This window comes from Cuniculiplasma divulgatum (assembly GCF_900083515.1).
GTDB lineage: Archaea > Thermoplasmatota > Thermoplasmata > Thermoplasmatales > Thermoplasmataceae > Cuniculiplasma > Cuniculiplasma divulgatum.
In genome coordinates, this window is the sequence record NZ_LT671858.1 from 38555 (window position 1) to 62699 (window position 24145).

At 40.9% G+C, this 24145-nt stretch carries 28 protein-coding genes and 1 tRNA gene; 20 read left to right on the forward strand and 9 right to left on the reverse strand.

From position 1 onward, the window contains the following. The first annotated feature begins 17 nt into the window (after positions 1-17). A complete protein-coding gene (locus CSP5_RS00150) occupies positions 18-635 on the forward strand; it encodes a superoxide dismutase (RefSeq protein WP_021789590.1) in 618 nt (205 codons plus the stop codon). Between the two features lie 236 nt (positions 636-871). On the opposite strand, the gene CSP5_RS00155 is transcribed toward CSP5_RS00150, so the two are convergent. Continuing rightward, positions 872-1777, reverse strand: coding sequence for a phospholipase D-like domain-containing protein (locus CSP5_RS00155; RefSeq protein WP_021789589.1), 906 nt, complete (start codon positions 1775-1777; stop codon positions 872-874). A 111-nt stretch (positions 1778-1888) separates the two neighbouring features. Between CSP5_RS00155 and CSP5_RS00160 the strand changes: the two genes are divergently transcribed. From CSP5_RS00160 to CSP5_RS00210, 11 genes are all read left to right on the forward strand, one after another. Further along, positions 1889-2563 (forward strand): N-glycosylase/DNA lyase, encoded by a 675-nt coding sequence (locus CSP5_RS00160; RefSeq protein ID WP_083705150.1) that lies wholly within the window; start codon positions 1889-1891, stop codon positions 2561-2563. 67 nt (positions 2564-2630) lie between these two features. Then, positions 2631-2909, forward strand: a complete 279-nt coding sequence (locus CSP5_RS00165) for a hypothetical protein (RefSeq protein ID WP_021789587.1) — start codon at positions 2631-2633, stop codon at positions 2907-2909. 178 nt (positions 2910-3087) lie between these two features. Continuing rightward, positions 3088-3387 (forward strand): hypothetical protein, encoded by a 300-nt coding sequence (locus CSP5_RS00170; protein ID WP_021789586.1) that lies wholly within the window; start codon positions 3088-3090, stop codon positions 3385-3387. Between the two features lie 7 nt (positions 3388-3394). Continuing rightward, positions 3395-3964 carry a V-type ATP synthase subunit E gene (locus tag CSP5_RS00175; RefSeq protein ID WP_077075765.1) on the forward strand — a complete coding sequence of 190 codons (570 nt, stop codon included), beginning with the start codon at positions 3395-3397 and terminating at the stop codon, positions 3962-3964. Next, the gene (locus tag CSP5_RS00180; RefSeq protein WP_021789584.1) at positions 3964-5022 is read left to right on the forward strand and encodes a V-type ATPase subunit; all 1059 of its coding nucleotides are present in this window, start codon (positions 3964-3966) and stop codon (positions 5020-5022) included. Before CSP5_RS00175 ends, CSP5_RS00180 begins: the two co-directional genes overlap by 1 nt. Beyond that, positions 5019-5348 carry a V-type ATP synthase subunit F gene (locus CSP5_RS00185; RefSeq protein ID WP_148689395.1) on the forward strand — a complete coding sequence of 110 codons (330 nt, stop codon included), beginning with the start codon at positions 5019-5021 and terminating at the stop codon, positions 5346-5348. The genes CSP5_RS00180 and CSP5_RS00185 overlap by 4 nt, the downstream gene beginning before the upstream one ends. Positions 5349-5352: 4 nt before the next feature. Continuing rightward, positions 5353-7107, forward strand: a complete 1755-nt coding sequence (locus CSP5_RS00190; RefSeq protein WP_077075766.1) for a V-type ATP synthase subunit A — start codon at positions 5353-5355, stop codon at positions 7105-7107. After that, positions 7107-8483 (forward strand): V-type ATP synthase subunit B, encoded by a 1377-nt coding sequence (locus CSP5_RS00195; RefSeq protein ID WP_148689396.1) that lies wholly within the window; start codon positions 7107-7109, stop codon positions 8481-8483. Before CSP5_RS00190 ends, CSP5_RS00195 begins: the two co-directional genes overlap by 1 nt. Positions 8484-8487: 4 nt before the next feature. Continuing rightward, complete coding sequence (locus tag CSP5_RS00200) at positions 8488-9153, forward strand: V-type ATP synthase subunit D (RefSeq protein WP_021789580.1); 666 nt, start codon at positions 8488-8490, stop codon at positions 9151-9153. A 108-nt stretch (positions 9154-9261) separates the two neighbouring features. Continuing rightward, positions 9262-9588, forward strand: a complete 327-nt coding sequence (locus tag CSP5_RS00205) for a hypothetical protein (RefSeq protein WP_148689397.1) — start codon at positions 9262-9264, stop codon at positions 9586-9588. A 2-nt stretch (positions 9589-9590) separates the two neighbouring features. After that, entirely contained in the window at positions 9591-11519 is a 1929-nt protein-coding gene (locus CSP5_RS00210; protein WP_021789578.1) for a V-type ATP synthase subunit I, read from the forward strand. 3 nt (positions 11520-11522) lie between these two features. On the opposite strand, the gene CSP5_RS00215 is transcribed toward CSP5_RS00210, so the two are convergent. The 7 genes from CSP5_RS00215 to CSP5_RS00245 form a co-directional block, all read right to left on the reverse strand. Beyond that, positions 11523-12161, reverse strand: a complete 639-nt coding sequence (locus tag CSP5_RS00215) for a hypothetical protein (protein ID WP_021789577.1) — start codon at positions 12159-12161, stop codon at positions 11523-11525. Next, a complete protein-coding gene (locus CSP5_RS00220) occupies positions 12139-13170 on the reverse strand; it encodes a pyridoxal phosphate-dependent aminotransferase (RefSeq protein ID WP_148689398.1) in 1032 nt (343 codons plus the stop codon). Before CSP5_RS00220 ends, CSP5_RS00215 begins: the two co-directional genes overlap by 23 nt. A 269-nt stretch (positions 13171-13439) precedes the next feature. After that, positions 13440-14069 carry a cupredoxin domain-containing protein gene (locus CSP5_RS00225; RefSeq protein WP_077075768.1) on the reverse strand — a complete coding sequence of 210 codons (630 nt, stop codon included), beginning with the start codon at positions 14067-14069 and terminating at the stop codon, positions 13440-13442. 165 nt (positions 14070-14234) lie between these two features. After that, entirely contained in the window at positions 14235-15188 is a 954-nt protein-coding gene (locus CSP5_RS00230) for an NAD-dependent epimerase/dehydratase family protein (RefSeq protein ID WP_021789574.1), read from the reverse strand. A gap of 59 nt (positions 15189-15247) precedes the next feature. Beyond that, entirely contained in the window at positions 15248-15796 is a 549-nt protein-coding gene (locus CSP5_RS00235) for a ZPR1 zinc finger domain-containing protein (protein ID WP_021789573.1), read from the reverse strand. Continuing rightward, on the reverse strand, positions 15780-16838 hold the full coding sequence (gene fni / locus CSP5_RS00240; RefSeq protein ID WP_021789572.1) for a type 2 isopentenyl-diphosphate Delta-isomerase: 1059 nt from the start codon (positions 16836-16838) through the stop codon (positions 15780-15782). The genes CSP5_RS00235 and fni overlap by 17 nt, the downstream gene beginning before the upstream one ends. Continuing rightward, entirely contained in the window at positions 16838-17566 is a 729-nt protein-coding gene (locus CSP5_RS00245) for an isopentenyl phosphate kinase (RefSeq protein ID WP_021789571.1), read from the reverse strand. The genes fni and CSP5_RS00245 overlap by 1 nt, the downstream gene beginning before the upstream one ends. Positions 17567-17697: 131 nt before the next feature. Here CSP5_RS00245 and CSP5_RS00250 point away from each other — a divergent pair. Both CSP5_RS00250 and CSP5_RS00255 read left to right on the forward strand, forming a co-directional pair. Beyond that, positions 17698-17769: transfer RNA gene (locus CSP5_RS00250), tRNA-Ala, on the forward strand. 49 nt (positions 17770-17818) lie between these two features. After that, positions 17819-19108, forward strand: coding sequence for a site-specific integrase (locus tag CSP5_RS00255; protein WP_148689399.1), 1290 nt, complete (start codon positions 17819-17821; stop codon positions 19106-19108). A 28-nt stretch (positions 19109-19136) separates the two neighbouring features. Here CSP5_RS00255 and CSP5_RS00260 read toward each other — a convergent pair whose 3' ends face one another. Continuing rightward, positions 19137-19652 (reverse strand): hypothetical protein, encoded by a 516-nt coding sequence (locus CSP5_RS00260; protein ID WP_148689400.1) that lies wholly within the window; start codon positions 19650-19652, stop codon positions 19137-19139. A gap of 353 nt (positions 19653-20005) precedes the next feature. On the opposite strand from CSP5_RS00260, the gene CSP5_RS00265 reads away from it, so the two are divergent. From CSP5_RS00265 to CSP5_RS00290, 6 genes are all read left to right on the forward strand, one after another. Beyond that, the gene (locus CSP5_RS00265) at positions 20006-20356 is read left to right on the forward strand and encodes a hypothetical protein (RefSeq protein WP_148689401.1); all 351 of its coding nucleotides are present in this window, start codon (positions 20006-20008) and stop codon (positions 20354-20356) included. A 3-nt stretch (positions 20357-20359) separates the two neighbouring features. Beyond that, the gene (locus CSP5_RS00270; RefSeq protein WP_148689402.1) at positions 20360-20767 is read left to right on the forward strand and encodes a hypothetical protein; all 408 of its coding nucleotides are present in this window, start codon (positions 20360-20362) and stop codon (positions 20765-20767) included. A gap of 6 nt (positions 20768-20773) precedes the next feature. Next, the gene (locus tag CSP5_RS00275) at positions 20774-22549 is read left to right on the forward strand and encodes an ATP-binding protein (protein WP_148689403.1); all 1776 of its coding nucleotides are present in this window, start codon (positions 20774-20776) and stop codon (positions 22547-22549) included. Positions 22550-22737: 188 nt separating this feature from the next. Then, complete coding sequence (locus tag CSP5_RS00280) at positions 22738-22965, forward strand: hypothetical protein (RefSeq protein ID WP_148689404.1); 228 nt, start codon at positions 22738-22740, stop codon at positions 22963-22965. A 123-nt stretch (positions 22966-23088) separates the two neighbouring features. Further along, positions 23089-23841, forward strand: coding sequence for a ParA family protein (locus tag CSP5_RS00285; protein ID WP_148689405.1), 753 nt, complete (start codon positions 23089-23091; stop codon positions 23839-23841). Beyond that, a complete protein-coding gene (locus CSP5_RS00290) occupies positions 23841-24113 on the forward strand; it encodes a hypothetical protein (protein WP_148689406.1) in 273 nt (90 codons plus the stop codon). The genes CSP5_RS00285 and CSP5_RS00290 overlap by 1 nt, the downstream gene beginning before the upstream one ends. The last annotated feature ends 32 nt before the right edge of the window (positions 24114-24145 follow it).

Below are 24145 nucleotides of genomic sequence, written 5' to 3' on the forward strand. Positions count from 1 at the left end.
ATTGATCTGGTGAAAAAATGGTAGAAAAATGGGAAAAGAAAAATCAATTCAAGCCAAAGGGACTGGATGGTATATCAGATCAGCAAATAGAATATCACTTTGAGACGCATTATAATGGGTACGTCACAAAGTTGAATGAGATTTGGGAAAAACTTCCAAATGCAGACAGAAGCAAGGCAAACCAGAATTACAGCGAATTCAGGGAACTTAAGCTGGAAGAAACCTTCAATTATGATGGTTCGCTTCTTCACGAGATATATTTCGAGTCACTGAAAAAGGATGGTCTCAAGAATCTATCTGAAGAACTGAAAAAGAAGATCTCAGAAGATTTCGGAAGCTATGAGAAATGGGTTGAGGACTTTAATGCTACTGGTACTGCATTCAGGGGATGGGCACTTCTTGTATATGACCTGAACACCGGAAAGCTGAGAAACATTGGTGCTGATGTACACAACACAAATGGAATATGGAATGCCATAGTCGTCATGGCTCTAGATGTCTACGAACACGCATATTACGTAGACTACGGGGCAAAGAGGGCACCATATCTGGACGCATTCATGAAGAATGTAGATTGGGCATCAGTGAACAAGAGATTCGAAAAGGCTCACAAGGCATATCTCGCATTCAAATAAACCCTCATTTTTCATTTTAATTTACAACCATAATTTTTTAAAAGTGGTAATTCGGTCTATAAAATTTGTGAAATCATACTTAAGAAATAAGAGCATATCTGCGAAATTATGTAATTTTAAAAATGTAGAATTGAAGGCAGAGGTAGTTATTTAGAGATTTTTAATTTAATGTCGTTACAAACCAAATACAATAAGCATAAAAGTGGAATAATTATTTGATCTAAAGTTAATTTAAATCAGGATTTTGCGCCCTTCCTCATCTTTCTGGTAATAGTCTCAGAGTTTTTCCAGTCCTCCTTGAACTTGTTATTGAATATCTTCTTCATCCCGTATTTCTTCACCATGATCCCTACTTCCCTGTTTTTCAGTAGACTTGTGGATGAGAAATTCTGTGAACCAATGAACACGAACTTTCCTGTATGGATCATCTTGGCGTGCATATAGAGTTTTTCAGCAGGCATTACCCTAATTTTTGCACCATTCTTCATGAGTTCATCTGCGTTATTCATGTCCTCATCGGAAATGCTTGAAGGAAGTATCATCCTTAATTTCTTTCCCTTGGTCTTCAGGGTGTCAAGAATTACCCTGTCATTACCAAGTTCTTCTGTTTCTATGAATAGCTTCTTTCCGTCCCTCAGTATTCCAAGGATCCTGTTCTCAGAGTCTGGTGAAACAATCAGATCCTTTCTATCAACCTCACCTGCTCTTTCTCCCTTCCAGTCTGATTCAAATATACTTGCAAGGGATTTTAGAACCTTTCTTTCATCGCCTATTACAAAGTACTCCCTGTTGCTCTTGAATGCTGCATCTGTCAGATTCATTGTTCCTATTAGGAACCTCTTTTCATTGTACATGTATTTCGCATGATCAAAAACGTCAGTATTATCAAATCTTGAAGGAGAAAGATTAACCTGTGCGCCTGTCCTTCTGAGTGCCTCAAGGCTGGAATGACTGCTTCCCTCATATGGCTCGCCATCAATTATTATCTGAACGTTTACCTTATGGGATACCCTGTCCTCGATTGCCTTCATGAATTCAGGATCGTCAATGAGATAGTAGTTCAGGTGCAGGAACTTTTGGCTTTCCCTTATGATCTCAAGTACAGGATTCTTTCCATCTTCGGGTTCAGTATGAATGTTCATATAGGGGACTAATAGCGTCTACCTTTTAAAAGTTAGCAGTAAACCTTTTAAGGGAATATCAAGGCAATATTCAAAAGAAATAGAACTGAATAGAAAGACTAATTCACATAAATGCGGTACAGAGTCAACAAGGATAACATGACTGGTAGCAATATAACAGCACAGAAAGTATGGTTCACAGAACTGGAAGATCTAATTAATTCCAAATTCAGGGACGAGGTGAATGAAAGAGTTAAGGAATTCGAATCATTCAGAAAGAAGGATGGACCAGAGATTTTTTTTGAGCTATGCTACTGCTTCCTGACAGCCAATACTTCTGCAGAATTAGGCATAAAGATGCAGAGAGAGCTGGGAGTACAGCCATTCATAGAGGATAGTACAGAAGTTTTAACTGCTAAATTAAAAAATGCGCATTATAGATTCTACAATACGAGGGGTAAATTTATTTCGGAGAACAGATGGATAATACCTGAACTACCTGTACTGTTGAATCATCCCGATCCATGGGTCGCAAGAGAGTTCATTGTGGAAAATGTTAAGGGAATAGGGTATAAGGAATCATCTCATTTTCTAAGGAACACTGGTGTTTTTGACTTTGCAATACTTGATAAACACATCATAAGAATGCTGGACGGGGAATTTGCAAGATCAGGTAAGGCCCTGAATAGAAAGCTTTACATGAAGTATGAACAACAGGTGATCCAGATTTCAGAACAGCTTGGGCTGAAGCCAGGTGTACTGGACCTTTACATGTGGAAGATGGCAACTGGAAAGTTAATAAAATAATCTAATTAGATTGAATGTAACAATCAAAAAACACAAAAAAATATCTAATTTGGTGCAATTGTAAAGCATGGGAAAACTGAGAAATAAATTTATCAAATATATTATCAATGGAACACCGCTTGCTTCTGTAGTAGCTCTTGCCGGAAGTTTGTATATTCGTATTTCCACCTCTACATTAAAAGGATCCATTTCACCCTATACTGCAAACAGGATCATTTCACCGTATACGTCAACTTCTGGTCCATATGGCCTTAGCTCATCTTATATTTATATAATAGTGGGTGATATAATTATACTACTTTTTATTGCGCTTGCAGTTGGTATGTTAAAGAAAAGGGGGCAGTAAATTTATATATAGATCAAAGGAAAATGATCATTTTTTAATTCATTTGTTATATTTTATTGTAAGTTAGTGAGATAGTGCGAAAATTATTAGTAATTTCCACAAATATAATAAGCTGAATTTAAAAGTGTTTTCCAATTAAATTTAAATAAAACATCTTTATAAGCGTTTGAGGATTTTCATGATTTATAGCGTTGGAACGTTTGCATGGAGTGCTGTGGTAACAGCAATGGCGACAACCAGTTCGTCTAACTATGTGGTTAGTACTTATGCACTGGAAGCTATTGCGGCTGCCATAGCCATTGCAGGCGGATTGATTGGAACTGGAATGGCCCAGCAGGGAATAGGTGCATCGGGTATGGGCATCATAGCCGAGAAGCCGGAGAAGTTTGGACAGGTACTGATATTTTTCGTCATTCCAGAAACCCTGTGGATTATAGGTTTGGTTCTTGGATACGTGCTTTTGAAAGCCATACTGTGATATCAAAATGTCAGCAGAGGATATAATAGAAGAGATAGAAAAAAAGGGTAAGGAGCAAATCAATAGAATATCCGCTGACTGTGAAAAGAGCCTTAAGGAAATAAGGGACAGAAGTCAGGAAAGACTGAAAGAACTTGAAAAGAACATGTCACGAAAACTCGAGGAGAGCCTGAAGAAAATTGAAGTGACATCAAAAGACGAGATACTGATTGCAATTAAAACCATAGAGATGGAAAGGAAGAGAAAACTTCTTGAGGATTTCTGGGAAATTGCATATAATTCTGAGTCTATCATTAGGAAGGACCCAAAATATGAAGAGTTTATCAGGAATTCCATAAAGGAAGCAGGTTCTAAGCTTGGAAAGGGCTTCAAAGTTCTAGGTTCCAGTGAAGATAAGAACATTATAAGCAAGGTTAATGGAGATTTTACCTTTGAGCAATCAGAAAGGATAAGGCTTGGGATACTCGTCACATCATCAGATGGAAAGAGGACCCTTAATATGACTTTTGATTCCATTATGAGCGATCAGAAAGAAAAGATCGAGGAGATGATAATGGAAAAGATGGGTGCGGATTAATGGATGCAACTTTTTTCGGGAGTGCGTCCAAGTGCCGATTACTCAATGATGAGCTTCTAAAGGAAGAAACCTTCAGCGAACTCATAAATGCAGAGAGTTTTTCAGATGTTTTAAGAATAATGGACGGAACCCCGTACAGCACCCATATTCAGGCTCTATCAGGATTATACAGTTCCTATGAACTTCTTGAGATTGCATCCAACAGAAGGATGATGAATCTTGTACTGAAAGTTGCAGAATCTCCTCCAGCAAATGGAAGGGAAGCAATTAAGAGTTACATATCACGATGGGATATAGATAGCATAAAAAACATCATTACTTCAAAGTATCTTGGGAAAGATATAAAGAAGAGTGATATCTTTGTTGTTGACAGAAACAACTACCCTGTGGGTATGCTTGGAAACGTGCTTACACCAGAAGATTATACATTAATGATAAATGAAAACGACATAGAGGGAATTTCTAAATATCTTGTGAAGCTAAGTTACGGAATATACCTATTAAAATATCTCGATGAGTACAGGAAGGAGAGAGATGTATCAGTGCTTCTGTATTCACTGGATATTGCATATTACTCAAGGCTTTTCGAAAGTGTTAAATATTTTCTTGGGAATGAGGAACCAGCGAGATTTTTTATAAGGGATGAGGTCGATCAAAAGAATCTTATGACACTGATAAAGGCAAAGACCCTGGGACTGGATTTTGAGGCCATAGATAATGGTCTAATGAACATGGGTAATATTGACATACAGAAGCTGAGAGAGATGTACAATTCAAGTGAATCAGAAAATATAGCAATAAAGTGTTTGAACCTTTACGGAGTAAAAGGAATAGAAAATGAAAATGGAATTTCATCAGGAGAAGCAGAAACTCTCATGAAGAGGACTCTTCTGGAGAGGACCCTTCCGAGATTTTCCCTTCAATCGAATTCCATAGGTTCCATATTTAATACGCTTCTAAGGTTTGAGAATGAGAGAAATAATCTGAGGATAATATTTGCTGGAAAGGCATATGGAATGGATAAGGAAAGAATAAGGAAGATGATGGTAAATATATGATCAATCAAAAGCAGGATGAAGGTAGAATTGCGGTAATTGGGGAAAGATCAATCTCAATGGGGTTCAGGCTCATAGGAATAGAAGATACTTTTGAGGCTGAGGGCAAGGAGGCACTTGAAAAACTTCAGTCAATTGAAAAGTCAGGGAAGTACTCCGTGATCTTTGTATCAGAAAGCCTGAAGTCAGTTATGGATAAAAGACTGCTTAATTATTATGAGAGCACACTTAAGCCTCTCGTTATGTTCATCCCCCTGCCAGGTGTGGACAGAGAAGAAAGTTTAGAAACAATGGCCAAAAGAATATTGGGCGTAGATATAGGAAGGTGAAAAATTGGGAAAGATAATCAGAGTTTCCGGTCCAGTAGTGGTCGCGGAAGATATTGAAAACCAAAAAATGTTTGATGTGGTTAGAGTAGGTGAACTCAACCTCGTGGGAGAAATCATAAAGCTGAACGGTAACAGGGCAACAATACAGGTATACGAGGATACAAGTGGGATAAAGCCGGGAGAAAAGGTCGAGACAACCGGAAAGCCTCTTTCAGTTGAACTGGGACCTGGATTACTTAAATCCATTTACGATGGTATCCAGAGACCTCTGGACATCATACGGGAAAGCAGTGGAGATTTCATAAGGAGAGGTTATACAGCAAATCCCATAGATCTGAAGGCGAAATGGGAATTCAAGCCTCTGGTGAAAAAGGGTGATGATATAAAACCTGGACAGATACTGGGAACAGTTCAGGAAACATCTCTTATAGAACATAAAATAATGGCTCCAAGGGACATAGAAGGTCAGATTAGTGAGATCCTTGAGGGCAGCATGACCGTTACAGACGTCTATGCTCATGTTAAAACAAAGAATGGAGATAAAAAATTAACCATGAGGCAGGAGTGGCCTGTAAGGACTATCAGGGGTGTAAAATCAAAATTACCACCTTCCATACCACTTGTAACAGGTCAGAGGGTAATTGATACATTTTTCCCTGTAGCAAAGGGTGGAACAGTTGCAGTTCCAGGTCCATTTGGATCTGGAAAGACCGTGGTTCAGCACCAGCTGTCCAAGTGGGCAGACAGCGATATAGTTGTTTATGTGGGATGCGGTGAAAGGGGAAATGAAATGACCGAAATTCTCACAACATTCCCTGAACTGCAGGACCCAAAGAGTGGAAAGCCCCTCATGGAGAGAACAATATTAATAGCAAACACCTCAAACATGCCTGTTGCAGCAAGAGAAGCCAGTATTTATACTGGAATATCCATAGCAGAATATTACAGGGATATGGGATATGGAATTGCTCTAATGGCTGATAGCACATCAAGATGGGCAGAGGCCTTAAGGGAAATATCTGGTAGACTTGAGGAAATGCCAGGAGAGGAAGGATATCCAGCATATCTGGGAAGGAGGCTTTCTGAGTTCTATGAAAGATCGGGAAATGCCATAATCTCTGGAAATCCAGACAGAAATGGTTCAATAACCATAGTGGGTGCAGTCTCACCACCTGGTGGAGATATATCAGAGCCTGTTTCACAGAACACCCTGAGAGTTACAAGAGTTTTCTGGGCACTTGATGCATCTCTCGCCTCGAGGAGGCACTTTCCATCAATAAACTGGCTGAACAGTTATTCGCTATATGAAAGTGAACTTCTGCCATGGTTCAGTGAGAATATATCCAAGGATTGGCCAACAATTTACAGTAAGATGATGAATATACTTCAGAAGGAATCTGAATTGCAGGAGGTTGTCCAGCTGGTTGGATATGATGCCTTACCAGACAGGGAAAAATCAGTTCTGGATGTTGCCAAGATAATAAGGGAAGATTACCTGCAGCAAAGTGCCTTTGACGATGTGGATCAGTTTTGCTCACTTAATAAGCAGATCGTGATGATGAAACTGATCATGCACTATTCCAATGAGATAGAGAAGACAATTGATCAGGGATTCTCAATGTCTCAGATAGAGAATATACCTTCGAAGGAGAAAATTTCAAGGATAAAAGAGGTAAGAGATCCGGATCTGGAGAAGTATTTCAATGAAACAGTGACCAGCATAGATTCAGATCTAAAAAGAATCAGGGGTGAAAAGTAATGGTTAAGGTTGGATACAAGAATATAAGCGAGATAAGTGGTCCACTGATCTTTGTGGAAGGGATCTCAGACGCAGGCTATAATGAAATGGTCACCATAGAGACACCCAGTGGGGAGATAAAATCAGGTCAGGTTCTCGACACAAGAAATGGGCTTGCCATAGTACAGGTTTTCGGCTCAACATCTGGTCTGGACAGCAATAATACAACTGTAAGATTCAGGGGTGAAACTGCCAGGATCAAGGTATCTGATGAGGTTCTTGGAAGGATTTTTAATGGTCTTGGTGAACCAATAGACAACGGACCACAGCTTCTGTCCAAAGAAAGTGTTGAGATAGTTGGAGATGCAATAAATCCATATTCAAGAGAGGAGCCATCAGAATTCATTCAGACTGGAATATCCACAATAGATGGAATGAACACGCTTGTAAGGGGACAAAAACTTCCCATATTCTCAGGTTCCGGTCTCCCACATAATGTGCTTGCATCGCAAATTGCAAGGCAGGCAAAAACCCTGAAGACTGGGGAAAGCTTTGCCGTGGTGTTTGGGGCCATGGGTATTACAAGCGAAGAGGCAAATTTTTTCATGAACGAATTCAGGAAGACAGGAGCTCTTTCCAGGGCTGCAATATTCATGAATTTATCATCCGATCCATCCATGGAAAGGATAATTCTTCCCAGGGTTGCCCTTACAACTGCAGAGTACCTTGCGTATGAGAGAGAATACCATGTTCTTGTTATACTTACGGATATGACAAATTACTGTGAATCCTTAAGAGAAATATCATCAGCAAGAGAGGAGGTTCCAGGGAGAAGGGGATACCCAGGATACATGTACACAGATCTTAGTACTATTTATGAAAGAGCAGGAAAGATAAGGGGAAGAAATGGATCAATAACACAGCTACCCATACTTACAATGCCAGGTGACGATATAACAAATCCAATACCCGATCTTACAGGATATATAACAGAGGGCCAGATCGTAATGAGCAGGGAACTCCAGAGAAAGGGCGTTTATCCTCCAGTGGATGTTTTACCCTCACTTTCAAGGCTGATGAATCAGGGAATTGGAAAGGGAAGAACAAGAGAGGATCACCGTGGTGTTGCAGATCAGCTATATTCAGCCTATGCAACTGGAAAAGATCTCAGATCACTGAGTGCAATAGTAGGAGAGGAATCTTTGAGTTCAAGCGATAAGAGCTACCTAAAGTTTGCAGATAATTTCGAAAACAAATACGTAGCCCAGAAGCTGGACGAGGATAGGACAATAGAGGATACACTGGAAATAAGTTATGATCTTCTATCTGAACTGCCTGAGACAGAAATGAAGAGGTTGAAAAAGGACTTCATACAGAAATACGGAAAATGGAAGTGAGAAATTGGCAGACCTTAACATAAAACCGACCAGAATTGAGCTCATCCAGCTAAGGAAGAGAATTAAGCTGGCACAGAGGGGATATGAGCTGCTTAAGATGAAAAGATCAGCACTCATAATGGAATTCCTGAAGATGGCAAAGGACCTAAGGGGCATGAGGGAGAACTTAAGAAAAGAAGTTGAGAATGCACTGGAAAAAATGGCCATTGCAGAGGTCAGAGAAGGAAGGATGAAGGTCGAGAGTTATGGTTTCATGTCAGGGTCTGCTGATGTAACCTTAAAGGCGAGAAATGTAATGGGCGTGAGGATACCTGAACTGGGCATAATGATGGAAAAGGCCGTTCTTACAGAACGATTTAGGGCCATTTCTGTTCCTGCACCCATAGACGATGCCATAGATGCATATGATCGTCTGTTCCGAAGTCTTGTGGAAGTTGTGGAGAAGGAGAAATCCATGAGAAGGCTTCTTATGGAAATTGACAAGACCAAGAGAAGGTCAAATGCCATTGAATTCGTTATGATACCAAAGTTAAAGAGCCAGTCACAATATATAAGAATGAGACTTGACGAACTTGAGAGAGACACGTTTACAACTCTTAAATTTGTCAAGAAGAAGATGATATCAGAGGAGGAGGACAAAAATAAGGAGGGGGAATTACAGGCAGTATAGTATTAATGAAATGAACAGACAGCAGTTGATCCTGTTCACCCTTAGGAAATACATGTTTCCCATAAGGATCATAATAATTGTTGTCGTACTTTTTACACTGGTGAGATTATGAATGCAGATGGAATTGATAAGATCAAAAAGATAAGGGAAACAGAGGAATCTGTTAACAGATCAATAGAGGAAGAAAAGCAGAAATGCAGGGAAATGACAGAGTCTGAAAAGGCAAAGACAGAGAAGGAATATAAGGATCTTGAGGACAGCCTCCAGATAAAGTATGAACTTGCACTGAAGGAAAAGAAGGCCGAATTTGATAAGCTGATGCAGGAAAAAGTCAGGGAAGAGAACGAAAAGGTGGCTGGAATCAAGCTGAACATTGACAGTAAAAGTACTGTAGATTTGTTACTTGGCATTATGAAGGATTATGTGAGTGACTAAAGATGGGTTTTAAGCCGGTGCCAATGGCAAGGATGAGGATAATTGCCTACAGGGAGAAGGCCGCAGGTCTACTTACACTTCTACATGATATGAAATCCATTCAGTTTGAGGACGTTACGGATTCCTACAAGGAGGGAATGAAATCCTCGACAGAGATAGAGGGAAGAGGAAGGGTAATAGAACTGATGAATGAGATCAGGGGAATGGAAAATCTCCTGCCTCCAAGGAAAATAACTGGAAAGAGAAAATTTTCAAGCGTGCAGGAAATAATCTCCGCAGCTGAATCAATAAGGATCGGTGAAGATCTGAGAACTGCTGTCAATTCCATAAATGACCTGAAAACGGAGCTGAAGAGCATAGATAACAGACTTGAAATTGTGGAACCTCTTGAATCACTTGATGTGGATATGTCCTGTTTTAACAATTCTGTGATCTCATCCTATCTAATCCAGGGAGAATACGAGGGAAAGATAGGGGAAAATTACATTGTAAACAGGGTTAACGGAAACACGGTGCTTTCAATGCCCAAGAGTGGAGAAAAGGAGTTCGCCCAGAGCATTGGTTCTCAGTCTGGAAAGGCAATTTATATAATGCAGATGCGTGGAAAGCCCAGGGAGATCAGGGATGATCTTCTGAATCTCAAGAAGAACATAAACGAGAAGATAAGCGAATTGGAAACAGGTATAGGTGAGCTATCCGATAAGCATTATTCAGAAATAGTTTCTGTCAGGGAGGCCCTGGAAATAGAGGCAAAGAAGATAGAAGCAGCAATGAAGATGCCATCTTCCCAGAGTATATTCGTTATGGAGGGCTGGGTTCCAGAACCCAAATTCCAGAAGATATCAGATGCCGTTGAAAGGAAAGCTGATCATCTCTGCATCATAGAAAGGGTAAAAACAGATGAAATAGGTCCAACACTACAGGATAATCCAAGGAGATTCAGGCTGTTTGAGTCATTCATACGTTTCTATTCACTACCTCAGGATATTGAGATAGATCCCACCATAATATTTGCCATAGTTTTCCCCATATTCTTCGGTATAATGGTAGGTGATTGGGGATTTGGAATAGTAATACTTCTACTATCGCTCTGGCTTATAAAAAGAATCAATTCAACTGGACCCAAGAAGCCACTTCCAAAAAAGATGACTGGATTCATCACGTCCATATTCTCACCCTATCAGCTTCAGATACTGGCAAAGGCAATGCTTCCGGGTTCAATTGTGGCCATAATTGTAGGGATTCTATTCAACGGCTTCTTCGGCTTCGCCATACTGCCCACAACCATAGGGCCATTCCACATAACATATTTTAATCCAATTGTGTATACATCAAAAATACTGCTGATGACAGGCTATTTCGGTGTTGTAATGGTGTCATTCGGTTTCATCCTGGGTATACTGAATGACTATTATTACAATCACAAAAAGATGATCATCGGGAAGGTAGGGTGGCTCCTTTTCGTCTGGGGAATAGTAATTTACGGATTATCACTAATATATAAGTTAAATCTCAGCCTTACCACAAACCCATTTGCTGATATTGACATAGCATCAATGATACTTGGAGTAGTAATGATAATAGGCACGGAGAAGGGAATAGGTCTCATAGAATTGCCGTCGGTTATAAGCCACGTTCTATCATATCTGAGAATTATGGGAATCCTCCTTGCATCGGTAATTCTAACCAAGCTTGTGAACACATTCTTCATTTCAACACTGCATGATCCGGTTCTCATAATATTCGGTGTTATCCTTCTGATCATTGGGCAGCTGTTTGCTTTGCTGCTGGCTATTGTGGAATCTGGTATCCAGGGTGTAAGGTTGCTGTATGTTGAATTCTTCTCAAAATTCTACAGGGGAAATGGTAAACCATTCACACCCTTTGGATCAAAGAGAAGATATACTGAAGAAGTGAACGAAATAGAATAGTGTTCAGGCATCCTCATCAATGGGGATTCTTACAAAATTCACAAGGAATCTCGGGTCAATACCCTTCCTTATGTGATAACCACCATTCTTTCTTACTTTCCTTACCTTAATTCCTGATTTTTTTGAAAAACCTGCGATCTGTGTATGTATGCTCCTCATGATTTTATTATTCACCGGATCTTCACTGGTGAATCCTATTCTGAGGGAAACGCCTGCCTTTCCACCTCTGTGGTGATAAATTGCCACGTCAAGATACACGTCATTCTCAGCAACATTATGTATAAATGCTATATTCTGAAGGAGTGACGGAACCATTATTGGACCGTCAGCTCTGTAGCTGGTTACCCTGTACAGGTTGAATGCCTTTACTTCTTCCACACTCTCTTTTTCCTCCTCATATTTCAGGGGGTAGAGCCTAGAGAAGAAGCTCTTCATGAACCTGAGAGACAGGAGATCATCACTGCCTAAATAGAAATCAGTTATCTCTCCAGTTGCCTTTATACGAAACCTGTTTGTACATCCCTTCTGCGGTATGAGCATTTCACACATCTGCCTGTAAATGAAAACATCTGTTTCAGGCTTCAGATCTGTGAAAATTATCTTTTCCCACTTAAATCTATCAGGACTTTTCCCTTCCTTCATGATATTCACATAATTTTTCCAGATCCTTCCTGAACTGATCTGGGCTGGATGTAATGCATAGCCTGTATCCTGTGGGTATACCAAAATATTTACCCGGACTTACAAAAATGCCCTCTTTGGATAACATATCCTCTGCCATTTGAGACGAATCACCATCTGTATGAACATAAACGAAAGAAGATCTGTCTGGCGTGGTGAACTTAAGGCCTGCCTTAGGAAGCATCTCCTTTACCGTCTTCCTGTTTTCATCCATAACTTTTTTTACAATTTTCTGAACCTCATTTCTCTTTTCAAGTATTTTCATGCATGCGTAAAGTGAAAATCTGGCTGTGCTTCCTGTTGTTAGGGATCTGTAACTCCTTAGCTCCCTGATTTTCTCCTTATTCCCCAGCATCCATCCAACCCTCCATGAGGCTCCTCCAAAGAATTTTGTCATGGTGGTTGATACGACTGCCTCCGGATATTTATGCAGAAGGGTATATGGTTTTTCTGGAAACATGAATTCCCTGAAAGTCTCGTCTATATACATCTCATGTTTTCCATCAAGATATTCTTCAAGATTTCTTTCACCTTCAAGGTCACCTGTTGGGTTATTCGGAATGGTTGTGCTCAAAGAATTTCCCTTACCAGGATGTAGTTTAACGTAAGGATTTACCCTCTGTGTTTTGAAACCCATGGATTCAGGAACCCTGTACATAGGTTCATATTCAGGCACCGGTACATCTATACAGTCTGAATTTTTATGAAGAAAGATTGAACCAAGAGCGATTCCTTCGGTACCACCAGTAGTGGAAAGTACCTGATCTGGTTCCACATCAAACATCTGTGCGATCAGGTCGTTGAATTCCCTTTCTATATTCTCTCTTCTCTTCTTGTACTCATCATAATCAACTTTCACTCCAATAGAGTTCAGATCCAGCTCGGGCATTCCACTCAGGCAGAAGTTGTGTTTGGATTTACTCATTCCTCCAGTAATCCAGGTGAAAAGGTTATCATTAATATTATACATGGTGACTCATAGTCTTATCGAGGAAAAAAAGTTTGGGGAAACTGCAAAATTTCAGGTAAGTTCATTACTGTATATAGGACTGAATAAATGTGATTATCTAAAATATAGTTATTGAAAAATCTATTCTTGAAATTTGTTTATGAATTTGGAAATATGGTTAAAATATTAATGCTATATTGAAAAAATTTACTTACAAAACAATAAGTTAAAAAAGTCAGTCGAAGGAAACAAAACCTTAACCTAACAAAAATTAAAATTTAATAGTACCTTTAGTCAAGTACTATTTCTCCCTGCATCCAGCCAGGGGTCTCCATTGCTCCTCCCCAGCCGCTTGCTCCTGTACCACAGTCAACTTCACACTGCCAGTTGTATACACCAGATGCTGGTGTGTGGAAGTAGGCAACCACAATGGATTCAGATGGAACCATTATGTTAAGGTTCATGTTTGGTACTGTGAATGTATGTGCAAGATCAGAGAAGGGAACTGAGCTAATCCAGTGACCTGTCTGGGCCGTTGTGTTAACGCTTGTATCATTGAACACATATTCGGTGTTGTTTAATGTTCCAGTAACCTTGTTGTATGTTGAGGATGTAGTTCCAGGTCCGGTATCGTAATTAATTATGGTCATTCTTATGAGTGAATCACCAGGCAGATATATCTGGGCGGATGACATTAATTTTCCATTCTCAAGTACATAATAGGCGGGCTGGTTCTGTCCTGCACTTGCAAGATAATTCTGGTTTGTAATAACTAAGGTAATATTATACTCATTAGTTGAACTCTGGGTTGAAGTTGAAGGTGAAGCGTGGCTTATTGCTCCCTCGTAATACATCCCAACACCAAATATCAGGATAACAGCCAACAGTCCTACATAGAACCATGTTTCAATCGTTTTCATTTTTTCTCACTAAGTAAACAATGCATAATTTCTATTTGAGAAGTGACCCTTACATATGAGGCAACTTTGATTTTATGTGTTAAAAACCAGCAAAACACGGGATTACTGAAAAAAATTAATTAAAACAGGTAATTAATCTGTACAATTTATTCAAAATAGTGAAAATCAGGACATCTGGGAATATATTTCTTTCACTGCCAGTGCAACAGATTCATCACTGTTCAGTTTGTTCACATATCCATATTTTCTGATCCTGTCGGTTGAAAGCTGTGCTATTTTCACATCTCCCTTCCATCCCCTTCCCTCTGATCCACCTGTAAAATTAAATTTCACATCCTTTAAACCCATTTCACTGCACACTGCATGTGCAATGGTCTTTACACTGGTTCGCTGGTCATTTCCCAGGTTTACAACATCTCCTTCAGTTGAATTCTCATATACATGCAGCATTGCATTTATGCAGTCATCAACATGTATGTACGATTTCTCCTGTGTACCATCACCAAGTATCTCAAGTTCTGAAGGATTCTTTTGAAGCTTTATGACGAAATCATGTATCACACCATGGGTTGAATTTCTTCCCACAACATTTGCAAACCTGAAGATCAATGGTCTTATGCCGTAATAGTGGTAATATGACCATATGTATCCCTCATTGGCTAGTTTGGATGCGCCATACAGTGATATTGGTAGTTCCGGACCATAGTTCTCTGGAGTTGGTATGGTATTCGCTTCACCGTATACTGTGGATGTGGAAGAGAAAAGCAATTGCTTTATGTCTGATCTCCTTATAAATTCAAGAACATTGTGCGTTCCAATAACGTTTGTCTGCATATCTATTTCAGGATCATCGCTGCCAGATCTTACATCTGAATTTGCTGCCAGATGCACAACAAGATCAAAATCCTTCTCAAGCTTGAAGAAGAAATCCCTCTTTGTTATATCACCCCTTATGACCTTTATACTTTTCCCAACCTTAGATTCGTCAAGGTTCTTTAAGGTACCACCACTGAAATCATCAAGCACTGTAATCTCATTGTTTTCAGATAATAAATTAGCCATGTTGGATCCGATGAATCCCGCTCCTCCCGTTATGAGGATCTTCTTTGAACTGATCATTGATGTGAATTAAGCACCCGTTATTAAATCATGGTTGTTAAGAAATGAAAAAGTTGCTTCTATACTGAACCAACATCTATTTTCTCAATGGTTGCCCTGCTGCTCTGTATCCTGCTCATGCCGCTTTCATCCTCCATGACAAGGGTGAATGGAAATATCTGCCATTTTTCTATCATATCCATCTTTTTCCTGGCAGCTTTCTCCTCATTCTCCGTACCCTCAAAATCAAGGAGTGCCGAATACATTCTTTCCCACATCCTTGTGACAACACCCTCAACAGTTGTAACCTCACCATCAGATATCTCTCCAGGATCAATCTCTGCCCCTATTTCCGGGATAACGACCCTTGCCTGAGGTGATCTGTAGACAACAACCCTGAGATCATCCATGTTTCTGATTAAAAGGCTTTCTCTCACAGGCTCACCTGATTCTATCTGTGTGACCTCATTCTTTTTGAAAAGGCATTTCTTGCAGAAATATGTCTGTATAAGTATCTGCTTTTCATAGGCAATGCTTGTCATCATCTGTATAAAGTACAATCTTTCTCCGCATACAGGGCACTTAACCTCTGTTAGCTCTTCCTTCGGTGGATCAAAATCTTCTGTCATAGTAATCACTCCACTCCTTCAATTCACCATGGATAAATTTATCCGCCCTCTTCAGGTCTTCAACATTTCCAGAACCTGTAAGGAACATGGCAATCTTCAGTTCCCTTATGATTGCGTTTATGTTTTTCTCAATACTCTCTCTGGATTCATCAGCTCCCTTCAGAAGTGTTCTGGCAAAGCCGCCCATGGATGCTCCCATGGATATGGCCCTTGCAAGATCCAGGCCATTTCTTAAACCACCACTTCCAATTGCTGGTATCCTTCCATTGATGATCTTCAAACTTATGGGAGATGGCACACCCCAGTTCCAGAACGTCTTTCCTGCTATGGCCTTCTCACCCTCACCCTGCCTCTCTGCCCTGTAATATTCAATGGCTGCGAATGTTGTGCCTCCGAGACCACCAACATCGATGGCCTTAACATTGGCATCTATAAGCATGTCAATATCCCTTTCTGAAAAACCTGCACCAGTTTCCTTGGCTATTACAGGGTAACTGGCTGCGAGTTCCTTCACCTTTTCCATAACGCCCTTTGCATTTCTGTCCCCTTCGGGCTGTATCATCTCCTGAAGAAAATTGAAGTGAATTATGAGGAACTTTGCATCTATGAGTTCCATGAGATAATCTATCTTTTCCCTGCTCATTGCATCCTTGTCCTGCCCGATAAGCTGTGGTGCTCCAATGTTGGCCAGTTTGAATGGTATTTTGTAATTATTTATAACCGAATATGTACCTGCTAGCTCCTTCTTTTCAGCCGCGGCCCTCATGCTCCCCAAGCCCATGGGAATATTGAATTTTTCAGCAGCCCATGCGAGATTTTCATTGATCTTCTTTGCAAGATCTGTACCACCTGTCATTGACGATATCAGGATGGGATATTCTACCCTGTTGCCATGGAAATTTACCCTGGTGTCAATGCTGTCATAATCCACCTCAGGGATAGATCTGTGAATTAGAGTAATGTCATCCCAGTAATTGTGAGATGCATTGACTTCCTTTCCCTCTGCTATCCTTATATGATCCTCCTTTCTGTTTTCTATCATTAAAATTCAGTCCCCACAAAATCTTCTTTATCTATATTTTCAATTCTTTCTGGAAAATTCCCGTTGAGTAAATATGTTTTAACACCTGCTTTTTTGCAGTTTATCATTGATCTGAACTTGAGTTCCATGCCACCAGTAACATCATTGGATATGGCACCAAAATTCACTATTTCCTTTGAATACTTCCTGATCATTGCTGCATTTCTGTATTTCTTTGGATCCATGTCAAAAACACCATCAACATCACTGAGGAAGATTGCCCTCTCAGGTTTGAACATTTCAGCAAGTGAAACCATAATATGATCTCCTGACAGGATTCCAATTTCATGATTCCTTAAATACACATCCCCATAAAGTACAGGAATGAAATTCATTTCCAGTACCTTCTTCACCAGATCGTAATTGAATGAGTTATTTCTATCAAGGAAAAATGGTGAGATGCCAATTGCAGGTCTTCCCATGTTGTTAAGCATTTTCACTATCCTCTGGTTCAGATCAGCCATATCATATTTGACTATGGCTGCAGCCTTTATTCTCTCCTCTGATACCTCCCCCGGCAAACCGTATTTTTCACTGATGTAATGACCGAAGGAACCTCCCCCATGAACAAGTATGAAACTTTCCAATCTTGAGAGTCTCTGGATGATGGTTGATGTTTTTTTCTGGTAAAACTTCCTGTATACTGTCTTGTCTGTAAGCAGGCTACCACCGATCTTGATTATATCCATTTCACTAATGATGTCATTCGCTCTTAATTATGTTTTTGAAGACCTGTCCATGACAGTATATGTTGAAATGTGCAGTTCCTACGGTGAATCAAGCAAAAATTAAATTATGTATTAACACATACTGGTGAAAAGGGCCGGTAGATCAGCGGTAGATCGCTTGCTTTGCAAGCAAGAGGCCTCGGGTTCAAATCCCGACCGGTCCATTTAATTTATTAATCGAATACTTTTTATCTCGGCACTCGTTATGTTCTCATGACCATGCAGCCGAAGTACCAGGAACTGCTTCTTGACGAGGACGTGCGAAGATGGTTTGAGAACCTCAGGGCAAAGTCCGTTCTTACTGCAACAGTGGCATTGAGAAATCTGGGCCACTATTGCGAACTTACTCAGACCAACCCAAAAGAGATCCTGAAAAAGGCAGAGGCAGATGAGAAGGATTTCAGGTACGAATTCACAGATTTTGTCAGGAAGATGGAGAAAGAGGGCAAGGCAGGCTCTTACATAGCGAGGTTCAAGAAGGTTATTTTGTCATGGTTGAAGTTTAACGGTATCAGTTTGCAGTTAACCGTTAACATATCCGGGGAAAACGAAACACCGACAATCGTTAACGAAAGAGTACCTAGTAAGGAGGAATTGGCCAGAATATTAAGGAAAGCCACTTCAAGAGGCAGAGTTGCCATAGCAATTATGGCATTCTCAGGCCTTCGACCAGAGTCCCTGGGAGACTACGAGGGCACAGATGGTCTCAGACTTGGAGATATCAAGGACCTGAGGATATCGGAAGAAATCAAGTTTGACAAAACACCAGCTATGATAGTGGTAAAGAACAAGCTTAGTAAGGCAAGGCACCAGTATTTCTCTTTCATAGGAGAAGAAGGAACCACTTACATAATGGAATATCTGGAAGAGCGGAGAAAGCAGGGAGAGGAGCTAACTTACGAATCACCATTACTGCAATTCGATGTCCGTGGGGTGAAGAAAAACGACTTTCTGCGCACTACTCTCGTCACAAGGGATATACGGGAAGCAATAGAGAACTCAGGGCTGAAGATGCGCCCTTACGTTCTCAGGGCATATTTCAGCACAGCCCTTGATATCGCAGAAGCAAAAGGTCTCATTTCCCATCCTTGGAGACAGTTCATCATGGGCCACAAGGGCGATATCGAAGCGAGATACAGCACAAACAAGAGATTGCCTCCAGATGTGATTGAGGAAATGAGAGAAGCCTACAGAAAGAGCACAAAGTTCCTTGAAATCAGATACAGCGAACTTGAGGAGGACAAGGCAAGAATGTACCTGCAGCAGCAGCTCTTGTTGGCAGTGGGTTACAAACCGGAGGAGATTGATAAAATGGATCTAACGGAGATAAGCAACGATGATTTCCAGAAGCTTCTCAGGGACAAGGTTGCAGGTGCAATGGCGAGCAATGGCTCGAAGCAGAGGCTCGTTCCCATGAACGAGATTGAGAAGCTCCTTAGCGAAGGATACGAATTCCAGGCAGTTCTGCCAAACGGAAAGGCTATAATGAAAATGCCTTTTTAATTGTGGGGTGCTTACTGCCTAACCATTTCTACTCAAAATATGTGTCGATTTTCTTCATATGAATCAGCTTCTTTGAATTGTTGTAGTGAGTACTGCACCTCCAGACCAACTCTCCTGTCTCTTTTAAGACGTATTCCCCATTTCTTGAAGCCACCTCTTTCTTAACCTGCAATTTTGGTTTTACTTCCTTACCACAATGACTGCACTCTGCTTTTAGGTAGTTCCTCCACTCTCTTACTGACGTTATGAAATCCCATATTACATGAGTTTGAAAATCATACATCTCTTCGGGAACATAACCTATCCTCTTTATGTAATCACACAGAATTTTCGATTCGTTCAGGGCTAACAGAGTAATATTGTTCTGAGAATCGTATATTTCTTCCAAATACCCATTTCCTTTCAACTCATTTATGTGATCCACAACAGTATCATATGCGAGTATCTTCTTCCGCGGGATTTTGATCGGCGTCTCTCTTTTAGACCTCCTGTGACCAAACATTTCAGTGATTCTTTCCTGTTGAAAAGCAGGACTTTCTGCCATATGGGGAATCTGAGGTGGTTCCAATTCATCATATTGCCTGATCATTGCCTCAACTATTTGTTGACAATGTGGACAAGACACAGTTAATCGGACTCCGGCGAATTCCATATTTAAAGACCATGATTTGTATTTCAAATTAAAGCTTAACATGATCGTAATGGAAAACAAAAATCCCTTGCTAGATGCACAACAAGTCTCTTTGATTAGCTTAAAAAAAGGGTTCTCATCGAAATTCCCAACGAGTCCTCTAAATCAAATACTTATCTCGGAGCCTGACTATGTAACTATAACTGAGCTTCTAGCGAAATCACAGACATGGTTTTCCATTTTGGAGAACAAGAGGAGGAATGGAAATGAATAAAGTGAGAAGAACTGTTTTGAATGAACCTGAGTATTTGGGAGAAGACCAGCCCGAAATAATACAATATGAAATTGCCCCACAGAAGAAAGGCACCATAGAGAGACTGCAGGAAACCGTTATCGATAACACGGTTAACCGTTACGAGATTGAAGATCGCAGGCAGATAGCAGCCATAAGAGAGTTTATGGAGCGGAATCCCGACATCAGCTATGTGGAATATGAGTCCAATCCGGTGCTCAGGATGGATCTCGTAATAACGAGACGTGGTCTGATTTTCAAGCGGGAAGAGGCATCAATATCGGCCACACTGACGCCAAACAGGAGATTCAGGGCCCAGAGGTGAGTTATGGAACTTGATGAGAAAGCGGGCCTTATATGCGTGATATGGGAATTATTCCTTATATTCTCAGCTATTTTCATGCCATCTGTTTGGCATGCTTTCCTCTGGCTTCTGGCATCAGGAAACATCTTTTTGGAAATCATAGGAGTAATAGGTATAGCAATAGCCCTCATAGGATTCCTGATAATCCTCTACTACGTTATTTCTTACATTGTCCTTGCATTGGTCATCCTTTTCACTTTCGGTGCTCCCGCCTTGGCGCTTTATTATTTCCTTGGGCTAGACCATTCCATCATCCTTGCTCTGGTGATCGCAGTGGCCATCATTCTATATCTTGTAGAGACCAGAGCAGTGAGAGTAGAACACCACACAGTCACCGTGGGCTTGAACAGGCGATACGTAATTAAAAGGTAGGGAAAAATGGATAAATATTTGAAAAGCCCAAGTCAAATTATGCGAGAAATGGGCTTTTCTGAACTTATCAATGCACGAAAGGTTCTATCCAGACCCATAATCGAATTGCCCTTAAAGAACGAGGAAAGGCTATTTTATCATCCAGAGAAAAGGCTCAAGAGATTCTCTGGCCGTACTGCTATTGCTTATGCCATCATACCCGACAGTGAGAGGGGGAAGTTCAGGAGAGAAGAGTGCTCTCCCAAGGTCTCATCTCTCAGAGATTATGTGATTCATAAGGGAAACAGGAACGTATCAATAACAGGAGTGTCAGGACAGGGGAAAAGCTATCTGACCACGCATCTTATATCCATATTCAGCGACAAGGAGACGATCATATTCTCATTCAAGCCCAATGACCATGAACTGCATCTCGGAATTCCAGTGATAGATGCAAAAGAGTGTTTGCCAAATCCCTTCAGGGACGTGAATGCTTTTTCAGAGGCTTATATGACGGCTTTCTTTGGAGAGAAGACGTCATCAGGCATACAGCTGCAGCAGACTCCTGGATTTCTGCAGGAGATCGCTTCTGAAAGCGACACCTGGAAAGACTTCATGAAAAGCCTCTCTGAAAGAAAGAGAACTGCGTCAAAGAATCAGGTTGAGGCCCTGAATGCCATAGAGCAGAACGTGAAGACCCTCGTTATTGAGGACATGGATAGCGTCACTCTGAACAATGGGAGCATTGTCTTTGACTTCTCTTCACTGCCGACAAAGCAAGCCCAGAATTTCTATGCCGAGCTTATGCTGAGGCAAATATACAGGGAAATGGAGGAGCGCAAGAGGGAAGACGTTCTTGTACTCATAGACGAAGCTCATAGACTCACCAAGTCATATCATACAATCCTTGACATCATGTCCAGGGAGATAAGGGACAAGGGAATGCTTTGGATTATTACGCAAAATCTCATCGACATACTACCTGAAATGAGGGCAAACTTCGGAACAAAGTTCACCTTCAGACTTGGTGATGCCGATCTAAACATGCTGTCATACAATCCGCTGATGAGATTTGCCGTTGAGATACTACAGCCAAGGCAGTTCATAGACATAGAGTTCCCGGAAGGCTCATCATTTTCGCCGGTATTCACATACGTTTCGAATGGCTTGGAGCACAAGGAAACACAAAAGGTCGCGGCGGAGGTATCGGAGCCAAAGAGGGAAGTGGGAGTCGGAGGGAGAGGGGAGATCATCGACTTCAGGAGGGAGGCCCAGGAAATCCTCAGCGAGAAGATGTCTTATGCAACAGAAATGGGAAAGATAATCGCAGAGAAGTATGGTATCACGAAGGATCAGGCAAAACTCAAGCTGAAATCTGCTCTTGAAGAACTCAAGAACAACAACGAAGTTGGTAGGGTGAAGTATCTCAGGGAAGGAAAGCCAATAGTTATGTATTATTCCAGGAATCCGAATCTGTCGAATCTGCATACAGGAATGCAGAGCCAGGTGGTGGGAATCCTGAATGATCTCGGTGTAACTATAAACAGGATATCCACCACGGGAGAAAGGAGTGCATTTGACATCGAAACAGACTTCTTCATGATCGAGATTGAAACGGGCTTGAAACACAGCATGGAAGACCTGAAAGACAGAATAAAGAGCACCAACCTGAGAGTGATCATTATTGTACCGAACAAGGAACTAATGGAGAAGTATATAGGATTAGAAGAGAACGTAATTGTTGCTACCATTGACTCCTTCAAGGTCCTTCTTGAAGAGCCTCAAAAAAATAGAGGCTCATAAATGAAGCATGAAGAGGATTGCCAAGACTATAACGAATGCGATACCTGCTTTGACTAGACTCTTGAAAATGACGAATAGGATGAAGAACACAATCAGTGCTCCCCCAATAGAGGCTTCAATCGGTGAAATTGGAACTGCCACATGGGTTGCGCGCAATATTTAAACCTGAACTTGCATGAGAATGAACAATGAACTGGAAGCTGACATCCATTCTTGTGATTGTTGTCGTGGCATTCATATTCTTAGTTCCTGTAGTTCCCGCTGTTGGATTATTACCCGGTGTTGCCCAAATCCAGAACCATCCAGTATATTTCCACTATTACAAATCGATAAGCGGTGTATTCACTCCATTCGGGACAAGCTTCTATGGGAAATACTACTTCCATCCGTTTCCGTTTTGGGGTACTTATGCTTAACAGTGATTATCGGCAATAGACCGGCAAGCCCTATTTTTTCAATTTTTGAAAACGTTAACCACTAACCGTTACTCCAAGCAGGTTAACCATAAACTTATAACCCTTTCCAGACAAGTTTGATTGATGATCATCGCCATCGCTAACCAGAAAGGAGGTTGCGGAAAGACAACCACCGCAGCGAATCTTGGAGCGTTGCTATCGAAGAAACACAGAGTGCTTCTGATTGACATCGACCCGCAGGGAAATCTCACCACTCATTTTGGAATCAACAAGGCAGATCAAAAGCGCACAATATACGATGTAATGTTAAATGGCAGGATTGAGGAATCAATAATCCGAAAGGACGGGATCGACATCGTACCAAGCACCATCGACCTTGCAGGTGCGGAGGTTGAGCTAACAGGAAGGATTGGCCGCGAGTACATTCTGGATAATGAACTCAAGAGGATTGCCAGGAAATACGACTTTGTAATCATAGATACTCCACCGAGTCTGGGAATATTCACAATCAATTCGCTTGTTGCATCAGATTATGTTCTGATACCGGTGCAGGCTGAATTCTTCGCCTTGGAGGGATTGACCCAATTAATGAAAGTCGTCGAACTCGTGAACTCACGGCTTTCAAAGAACTTGAAACTGCTTGGAATGGTCATGACTATGTTCAATTCAAGAACAAGATCCTCTAGGGAAGTTTTTGAAGACGTACGGAAGCACTACTCAAAGAACCTCCTTAAGACAGTTATACCCAGAAATGTCACCATAACGGATTCAACCATGGCAGGTTCTCCTGTTGTGAGATATCGGAAATCGGCACCTGCATCAAAATCATATATTGCGCTTGCAAAGGAAATTGAGAGAATCTTGAAGGTGAAATAATGGCAGATATCAAGAAGAGAGGATTGGACAGTCTCATATCACAGAACTCACACTCCGAGGTCGCGACAAATAGGCAAGAGGAGAGATTCACAAAAACGGTAGGCTTCAAGGTAACTGAAAAGCAGTACGAAACCTACAAGAGATATTCAAAATACTTTGGCTCTGACAACCTGATAAAGAAATGGCGTTCTGATCTTGACATGATAGAACAGGAGAAAGGCAAGGACATGGAGAGCGTTGAAACAGAAATCAGGAAACGGTTAACCAAGTGACGGATTATTTATCCTTTAAAGGCCAATCCTAT